This window comes from Neobacillus sp. NPDC093127 (genome assembly GCF_044754175.1).
GTDB lineage: Bacteria > Bacillota > Bacilli > Bacillales > Cytobacillaceae > Neobacillus.
Window position 1 is genome coordinate 1 of sequence record NZ_JBIVOP010000043.1, and the last position, 8,798, is coordinate 8,798.

The following is an 8,798-nucleotide window of genomic DNA, read 5'->3' on the forward strand; positions in this document are numbered from 1 at the left end:
TTAGCTCATTTGTTACGTTGGCTTAGTTTTATAAAAAAACTAAAAAATATTGTTTGTTGACGTTTTTGTTTGTTTAGTTTTCAAAGAACAATTTCTTGTTACTTCGTTTGAAGCAACTATATTAGAATAACATTTTAAGTTGTTAATGTCAACAACTTTTTTATGTCATCACACCGTCTTGCTGACGACTTTTAACATATTACAGGAGATTAATAGATTGGTCAATACCTTTTCTAAAGTTTTTTTAAAAATGGTTCTGTTATTATTCATTGTTAATTTTCGTGTAAGTATGAAAATTCATAAGCGGAGAATTTCCGGCTAATGTCTATAGAGGAGCTTAAGAAGTAGATATAAGCGGAGATATTCCGATTAACTGTTCTAAATTAGGCAAAATTCAACGATTTGGCTAATATAACCGGAAAAACTTCCTTTATTATTAAGGAAATATGGGTATTTCCCAATTTAAAAGGAATTTTTCCGTTTATTTTTCAAACACAGTGAAATTAACATTCACTTTTAACAGAGCCTTAATTTTAACAAAGCCAATCAAGGCTATTGGAGACCGAAAACGTGAAGTTCATCCAAGTTGGGTAGCCTGTACGGGGTATAAGCGACTGAAACCATAACAGTGGTCCAAGTTCGGTAGCCTATAAGGTGTATAAGCCGCCGACACCAGACAAATAAAGCATTGTTTCCCCCCTAAAGTGAACCCGTTAATAAAAGGTACGGTCTCCTTTATTTTTCTTCATTCTCTTTAATACCTAGATTTGGACGTCAGGATTTTGCTTGTCGATAAGATTTTCTTATTGCAAATTATAATAAACAACTAATTTCCTTATGAAGTTACTGGTGCTACGATATGGATGAAATCGTGAAATCGTTACAAAGCCATTCAGTAAAAGATGAAAGAAATGAGGATCTATGTATGAACAAAATAAAAGGTTATTTCAATGAATTTCATCCAATCGTATGGGTTTTGTTAATTGGAACTATTCTTTCAAGAGGATCTGCCTTTATGACCTTGCCTTTTCTATCCATTTATTTATCCCGACATCTGGACCTGTCGCCTGTCATTATTGGCTTAACGGTTGGAATGAGCCCATTAATGGCAACAGTTGGCGGATTTATCGGCGGTCATTTATCCGACCGCTTTGGCAGGAAAAGGGTCATGCAGTTTGCCTTGTTTTCGATTGCCTTTGTTTATTTTGGGTTTGCGATTGCGAATAGCCAAGGATGGTTTATCCTGCTGAACGCTTTAAATGGACTTAGCAATTCCTTTTTTGAACCAACTTCACAGGCTTTAATGGGAGATGTGACCAAAAAGAAAAACCGAATGAAGGCCTATTCCCTAAGATATACCGCAATCAATATCGGAGCATCAGTGGGCCCTCTTTTAGGAGCATACTTGGCTACTACCTCAGCAAAAATGTCATTTTCCATTACCGGGATTATTTATCTTATATACGCTTTAGCCTTATTAGTTTTATTGAAAAAGCTTTCAATTCCCCAATCCCAACAATCGATGAAAAAATCTGTGACATTTTGGCAAGCAATAAAAATGGTCAAAAGGGATAAAGCATTTCTCTATTTATTGCTTGGCATTATCCTAGTGAACATTGGCTATGTTCAAGTAGATTCCAATCTGCCACAATTTTTGTCATCTACTCTTCATAATGGGGTTTATGTTTTTTCCGTTTTGTTAACGATTAATGCCCTGATGGTTGTTTTCCTGCAAATGCCGATCAGTCATTTAGCAAATCGTTATAAGCCGATGCAGGTAATGGTTGTTGGCGCCTTCTTCATGGCAATAGGTTTAATGCTTTGCGGTATGATTAATGGCTGGGTTACAGCAATCCTTTCCATGATCTTGTTAACCTTTGGTGAAATACTCATCTTTCCATCTAATAGTCTAATGATTGACCAGCTGGCCCCCGACCATTTAAGAGGAACCTATTTTGGAGCTGGGCAATTTCGAAAAATAGGCAATTTTTTAGGACCCATTTTCGGCGGCTTCTTGCTAAGTCACTATCATGGACAAATCATGTTTTGGACGATTTCACTCGTGGTACTGGGAAGTATTTTATTCTTTATGATTGGAAATCGATCCTATGTGAAAATAAGTGTACGTGGTTTAGAAAAATAGTAGAAACTGCCTTCGATGAGGTTAAAAGACAAATGAAATAAAGCATCCCATTTGGTATCTGCAGGTGGTGGTGAAAGGCACCATCACTTAGCGGCTAAATATTCTTCAAGAGGAATTCCTTTGCTGACTATTTCTTGAGCTGCTTCTTTTCCCACATAGCGAATATGCCAAGGTTTATATTAATAGCCTGTAATTGCATCCTTGCCTTTCGGATAGCGAATGATAAGCCCATATTCGACGCCGCTCATTTGTTATAGCCTTATTGTTATTAGCATCTATCCCCATGATTCGAAACGGCAATACGACAATCATAGCGACTTTTTTCTGGTAGTGTAATGTACGGATTATTCCTTGGAACACCAAACCTTATTTTTTTAGCACACCCCAGGTTTTGATTAACCAATCCGCAAACTGCTCTTTTTGCTCAAATTGAGGATAATGGGCGGATTGATCAAAAATAACAAAATCCTTTACCGGCGCTTCCACTTTATCGAAATAATCTTTTGCAGTATTAACCGACGTCATATAATCGAACTTCCCCATGACAAAAAAACAAGGGATTTCCAAACGATTCACTAGACTCGTAATATTTTGCTTTTTTTCTTCGGGTATTAAGATATCCTGTGAGAGTGAGACCCCTTTTGCATAACGAATGACATCAAGTAAATTATACTCAGGGCTTAACAGAAATCCCCAAAAATAATCCATGTTGTCATTTATCAGCCTTGCCGCTCCACCATATTTACGCACGAAACTTCTTGGTGTCAGCGATTCCCCCGTTTCAATTAAGCTTTTTAGACTCTCCAGCTTTTCTACATCATTCTTGTTTTTGGCTAGTTTAGCATGCTGGATGGTAAAATTTAAACTGTCCAATTCACTTTGAATTGGATCGGAAACTTGCCCAATTCCAATGTAAGCGGTAAATTTTTCAGGGGAAATGCTTGCAGCCTTCATGCCAATATAGGTTCCAAATGAATGGCCAATTAAAAGGACCTCATTTTGTCCCAACTTTTTCGTAAGATAGTCTGTCAAGGCCAAAAGATCATTCACATGAACATCGGCTGATAGATTCGAATAATCTTCAAAGAAGTGATAGGATTTCCCGCTGCCCCGCTGATCATAGTGGACAATTGTGAAATTTTCCTCAAGTAAATCTTGATACTTCCTTACATAAGGGATTTCCGAACACCCCGGCCCGCCATGAACAAACAGGATAATGGGATTAGAACGGTTATGCCCTCTAATCATCACTTCTAAGTCGGTCCCATTTATTTCAATCTGCTCTAACGTACTAATGCTATTGCCCCCTTTTATAGACGGTGTCCACGTAGGAAAAACCAAGGCAATAACAAATAAACCAACAATGAAAACACTACCCTGTATGAATCTTTTTTTCTTTTTATTCAACACAATGCTCCTTACGCTCATTTTCCTTTTAAAACCGCAAATCCAACCTAATTCACCCTCAATTAAAAGTTTCTGCTAACCATTTCTATAAAAAATACTTTTTTCCTGCCAATTCCAGGCCAAATTCCACAGGGACAGAAGATTTTAAGAAGGAAATGTATTATACGAGTCGAATTTCTTATAGGTAATATAAAAAGGAGAATTTAATTTGAAATCTTTGATTAAAGCTAAAATAAACGATTTAGACGAAATAGTTAAAATGGATTCCGAAGTAATTGGTGACGATAGGAGGAGAAAATACATCCAAAAAGCTGTCGAAGAAGAGAGATGTATAGTTATTAAAATAGAAGCTTTGATTGTAGGATTTTTAATTTTTGATACTCATTTCTTTGATTGCAGCTTTATTGATTTAATAATAGTGAAACCAACTGAAAGACGAAAAGGATATGCCACATCACTTATTCAGTATTTTGTATATATAGCACCAACTAAGAAAATATTTTCTTCAACCAATCAATCCAACAAAAGAATGCAGGAAGTATTTAAAACAAATGGATTTAGAAAAAGTGGATTTATAGAAAATTTAGATGTTGGAGACCCAGAGATAATTTATTTTAAATCTAAATAATGTTAGTTCAAGCTCCCCTCATTATTAACTTTATGTCCGCTTATCCCCAGTTTGCAAAACAGGAAAATTGGGGAACCTTCCAAAGTATTACCAGCTAAACGTAATCCCGTTCCGGTTCATTCGTATACAGAGGACCCCTTTTTGTACAGTTCACCGTGACCAGTCCCAGTGCGATTTTTTGCATGTACAAAATGTGATTGGATATATTAACATTATACTTTTTGATAACTGGGGGATATAAATGAATTTACAATCTGGAACCTATTATTGGCCCATTACTTTTCCTGATGCTCCATCATACCCAGCACTAGAAGAAGACATATCTTGTGATGTATTAATCATTGGGGGTGGAAGTTCCGGGGCTCAATGCGCATATTATCTTGCTGATGCTACTTTAGATGTGGTCGTAATTGAAAAATCAAAAATTGGCAGTGGTAGTACCAGCACGAATACAGCCCTCATTCAATACTCTGGTGAAAAAATGTTTACAGATATGATCAACACTTTTGGAGCAGATTACATAGAAAGGCATTTACAATTATTAAAGGAATCCATTAATGAAATTGAAGCTGCCTCAAAGAACGTCACCATTGATTGTGAGTTCAACAGAAGAGATACCCTATATTCCGCAAGCTGTGCCGAAGATGTTGAAAGTCTAAAAAAGGAATATGAATTTTTAAAGCAGCATAACTGTGAACTTTCTTTTTTAACAAAGGAAGAGATTGAAGCAAAATATCCCTTTAGCAGGGATGCCGCTATTTACTCATATAATGATGCAGAAATTAAACCGTTCAGATTCACCCATGCACTAATGGATTACGCAGCACAAAAAGGAATCCGGATATATGAAAATACGGAAATGAACGGTCACCATTACGATAAAGAACTAGGAAAGATGATTATTTCGACAAAAAACAGGTGTTCTATACATGCACGCTATGTTATTTTTGCGGCAGGTTATGAAGGAATGGAAATCAGAAAAGAGAAAAAAGCTTCTTTTGTCAGTACATATACGGTAACAACCAATCCAGTCGACGATCTCTCCGAATGGTATAACAGGACACTCATTTGGGAAACCGCCCGTCCCTATTTATTTATGCGTACAACTAGAGATAATCGGATAATTATAGGCGGACTTGATGATAATACTACCTACCCTGAAGATCGTGATAGTAAACTGATTCACAAAAAGAATAAACTGATTGAAGAATTTAATAAAATGTTTCCTACTATTAAAGTAAAGCCAGAATATTACTTAGCTGCATTTTATGGAGGTACAATGGATGGCATTCCGATTATTGGTAAATATGAGGAATATCCTAATAGCTATTTTCTATTTGCCTTTGGTGATAATGGGACGGTTTACAGCCAATTGCTGTCGAAGATTATTGTAAAAGAGATTGTTGAAGGGAACTATCCAGATTTAGCTCTATACTTGCAAGAACGCCCTTTGCTAAACAAAGGATGAAAAATGGGGACGGTTTTGCTCCATTTTTCTTGAACCATCCAAACTATATTCAGTTGCAGCTCCATTCTATCACTTTCCACCATTCTAAAAACCTATCAAACTTCGGGGAGTGACAGTAACCAGATTTAAATTATTGGTCGAACAAAAAGCCAGGCAAACCGCTCCTCCTGGCTCAGGGTCAATCTTATAATTTCTGACGTGTTGGTGATTGTAATGGGACAGCAATTTGTAGAGGAGCCGCCCCTAGAGGAATTAAGGTAGTTCCAACTGTAGTAAATCCAACAGGAGTGACTCGTGGAACTTTAGCAGCCCCAGAACCAATTTGCAAAACTCCGCCATTGACCATCACACCAATTAGCAAGGACCTGATATCAAATGTTTGTTTAAGATGTCGATCCATTTTAATCACCTCTTATTAATATATGATTAGGAGCTAGGTTCATTTCTATTTTTCGGAAGCCAATTGGCAGTAATTTAGACTGCGAATAAGCTTCACAAAAGAACAGTACAACATACTAATACTTTAGAGATTTAATTAAAATAAGGTGGTGATCTTTTAAATGTATAATCAGACAGTATACTCCTATATAAATTATGATCAGCAATTGGACCGTCAATTTCCAAGTTTACCAGTGCCCTCATTTCCAGGACCATCGGGGTTACCGGGGTTACCGGGTTTACCAGGACCTGAGTTTCCGGGACCATCAGGTTTACCAGGTCTACCCGGATCACAAATTCCACAAGCTCCAACTGCTCCTCCTCCATCATTTATTCCTCAACAAGCAGCTGCTTCACCATTTGCTGTTGATCCAGGAGCAATTAGGTTGTGCCTGTTTCGTAATACTTTTATATGGCTTAACAATGGTGAAGGGTTTTGGTTTTATCCCATTTTCGTAGGTCCAAGATCTGTTGCTGGTTTCAGATGGAATGGTTGGTCCTGGATGATTTTTGGTATTGATACAAGGAGAATTATTTCGTTTACGTGTTTTTAAAATCAATAATTTTCGAGGGTGATGCTTAAATATGGGCATCGCCTTTTGTAATTGCTAATTCTCCAATTATTTAAGAATTTCCTTGTTAATAAAATTTCCTTAAGATTGATTCCCATTTAATATCCAACAAATGTCGTAAGTTTTGAAAAATAGGTAGTAAGCTGCCTGATTTTGAATCAAGAATGTTCAGATGTGAGTGGACCAAGGTACTGGGACAAGGTCCCCTTGTCCCTGCAGTGTTTTATTCAAAAGAAATAAGGGTATAAATATTATAATTATGTAAAAGAAAGGAAGATGAGCATGTATAATCATATTCTTATAGGCTATGATGATTCCGAAGACAGTATGAAAGCATTGGAAAGGGCCGCACAATTCTATGCGCTGAACCGCGACTGCAAAATTACTGTTGCTCATGTTATTCAACAGCACATATACAATATGGCTTATAATTATAATTATTCTGTCGTACCAAGTATAGATGGAGGAATTTACCCAGCCCAAGTCCCCCTGCCTGAGAACGAACTTCCCCCAGATACACAAGAAACCATTCTGGACAGTCAGATTTTGGATCATGCAAAGTCATATTTACAGCGTCAAGGGGTACCTGCCCAATTTGAGTCATTAGACGGCAAACCTGTTAATGATGACTTATGTGATTTTGCCTTGGAGCAAGATGTGGATTTAATTATTGTCGGGAGCAGCGGAAAAGGAGCGCTCCAAAAACTGCTAGAGGGCAGTGTCAGTGAAAAGGTAATGAAAAAAGCGGCAATGGATGTCCTTATTGTAAAATAATAGAACCGCCAAATTTACGTGTGGAAATTTGGTTAAAAAGAGCCGTACCAGGTAATCAAGTGGAGAAAAATAGTGTTTTTTTCTCCACTTGATTTATTTTACGGATTCGTCGGAAAAACTTATTTTTTTTAAGTTGGACAGGCACCGCTTTCTATACCTGATGAATAAAGTGAATCCTCGTATTTAGTAACCGTCTCAAAGAAAAATTCACATCCACACAGCATTCATTTCCATCTAAATATTTCCCAGCTTCATTTAAAAAAGCTGCCCAAGAGATTTCTCTCCTTTTATACCTTAAATAAAGACAAGCTAAGAAGTATTCATTATGTCTCGTTATATCATCCTCATATACCATATCTTCAAAAGAAGTTAGCTTAATAAGAAAATTTATGTTTCTCCATAAATATCAGCAAAATACAAAAATCCACTTTTCCGCACAATGTAATTACTTAACTCACTCTCAGTCTCTTTTTCGAATGGAGGTTTTGTTAAAGTGTATGCTTTTGCGTTAGGATAAAACTTAATAAAGTTGTTCTTATCAACTTTATTATGATATTTATACTCGTATATATCTGATGTAAAAGATTCTATAGGATAACCCATAAACAACACGTGGGTTCTTATAGCCATTTTTGGAGTTGAATGTAATAAAAGAAAAATGACTACTACTACTATTATTATTACTGCTATAATCCGTATTATTTTTTTCAAAATACTCCACCCCTTTATTTCGCTTTGTATATTATTCTCTAACATCTAAGTAAAAGTCCTTCTTAATCTAAACTGTTTCTATAGTTGTATAAACAAAAAGGCTGCCATTAGCTGCCGGATCTTCAAGAAATGCACCCGTTCAATAAGACCATTGTCGTTTATTTCGTAAAACTTCTGAAATTGAGAAATGAAAAAAGCCGATAATCAGTCCAATAAATGTAAAAAAATAAGAAGTGAATTGACTATAATTCTCCATAAAAAGTAACACAGAAGAAACTAGCAAGAGCAATAGTATAATTAAAAATGCCGTGAATTTTAAGCTGCGATTTTTAAGTTTCCACATCAAAATATTTAGAATAACACTTTATGAAACAAAATACGCTGGAATGAAAATCAAGGTTGTGACATCACCAAAGAGGGGAAATTCACCGAATGGCTTCGGAAAGAAAAGCCGCGTAAGTAGTGCTGATACTGATAGTGATGCGATAAGCCATAAATAGTACATTTTTAAAAACTCCCAATCAATTTATTAATAAATAACTTTTTACATTGTTAAACTATACCCTTTAGCCATCCATGAAGCGCAAAAAACCGCGCTTCACCACAGAGAATGAAAATGGGTTAGAACCGTCAATACTAATTCTACGGCTGAGAGAG

Annotated in this window: 8 protein-coding genes and 1 pseudogene; 5 read left to right on the forward strand and 4 right to left on the reverse strand. The window is 36.3% G+C overall.

The features are described 5' to 3' along the window. Window positions 1-925 precede the first annotated feature (925 nt). Window positions 926-2,143 carry an MDR family MFS transporter gene (locus ACIQCO_RS27545; protein WP_400435325.1) on the forward strand — a complete coding sequence of 406 codons (1,218 nt, stop codon included), beginning with the start codon at window positions 926-928 and terminating at the stop codon, window positions 2,141-2,143. Window positions 2,144-2,226: 83 nt separating this feature from the next. On the opposite strand, the pseudogene ACIQCO_RS27550 reads toward ACIQCO_RS27545, so the two are convergent. Together ACIQCO_RS27550 and ACIQCO_RS27555 are read right to left on the reverse strand one after the other, a co-directional pair. Then, window positions 2,227-2,379 (reverse strand): annotated as a pseudogene (locus tag ACIQCO_RS27550) (D-alanyl-D-alanine carboxypeptidase family protein); the annotation flags it as partial. Window positions 2,380-2,509: 130 nt separating this feature from the next. Further along, window positions 2,510-3,550: an alpha/beta fold hydrolase gene (locus tag ACIQCO_RS27555; protein ID WP_400435327.1), complete on the reverse strand. Its 1,041-nt coding sequence runs from the start codon at window positions 3,548-3,550 to the stop codon at window positions 2,510-2,512. Window positions 3,551-3,758: 208 nt separating this feature from the next. Between ACIQCO_RS27555 and ACIQCO_RS27560 the strand changes: the two genes are divergently transcribed. Both ACIQCO_RS27560 and ACIQCO_RS27565 read left to right on the forward strand, forming a co-directional pair. Next, on the forward strand, window positions 3,759-4,178 hold the full coding sequence (locus tag ACIQCO_RS27560) for a GNAT family N-acetyltransferase (protein WP_400435329.1): 420 nt from the start codon (window positions 3,759-3,761) through the stop codon (window positions 4,176-4,178). A gap of 241 nt (window positions 4,179-4,419) precedes the next feature. Then, window positions 4,420-5,646 carry an NAD(P)/FAD-dependent oxidoreductase gene (locus tag ACIQCO_RS27565; protein ID WP_400435331.1) on the forward strand — a complete coding sequence of 409 codons (1,227 nt, stop codon included), beginning with the start codon at window positions 4,420-4,422 and terminating at the stop codon, window positions 5,644-5,646. A 184-nt stretch (window positions 5,647-5,830) separates the two neighbouring features. On the opposite strand, the gene ACIQCO_RS27570 is transcribed toward ACIQCO_RS27565, so the two are convergent. Beyond that, on the reverse strand, window positions 5,831-6,046 hold the full coding sequence (locus ACIQCO_RS27570; protein ID WP_400435333.1) for a hypothetical protein: 216 nt from the start codon (window positions 6,044-6,046) through the stop codon (window positions 5,831-5,833). A 160-nt stretch (window positions 6,047-6,206) separates the two neighbouring features. On the opposite strand from ACIQCO_RS27570, the gene ACIQCO_RS27575 reads away from it, so the two are divergent. Together ACIQCO_RS27575 and ACIQCO_RS27580 are read left to right on the forward strand one after the other, a co-directional pair. Continuing rightward, window positions 6,207-6,638, forward strand: coding sequence for a collagen-like protein (locus ACIQCO_RS27575; protein ID WP_400435335.1), 432 nt, complete (start codon window positions 6,207-6,209; stop codon window positions 6,636-6,638). 300 nt (window positions 6,639-6,938) lie between these two features. Continuing rightward, complete coding sequence (locus ACIQCO_RS27580) at window positions 6,939-7,430, forward strand: universal stress protein (protein ID WP_400435337.1); 492 nt, start codon at window positions 6,939-6,941, stop codon at window positions 7,428-7,430. A gap of 387 nt (window positions 7,431-7,817) precedes the next feature. Here ACIQCO_RS27580 and ACIQCO_RS27585 read toward each other — a convergent pair whose 3' ends face one another. After that, window positions 7,818-8,141 (reverse strand): hypothetical protein, encoded by a 324-nt coding sequence (locus ACIQCO_RS27585; RefSeq protein WP_400435339.1) that lies wholly within the window; start codon window positions 8,139-8,141, stop codon window positions 7,818-7,820. Between the last annotated feature and the right edge of the window lie 657 nt (window positions 8,142-8,798).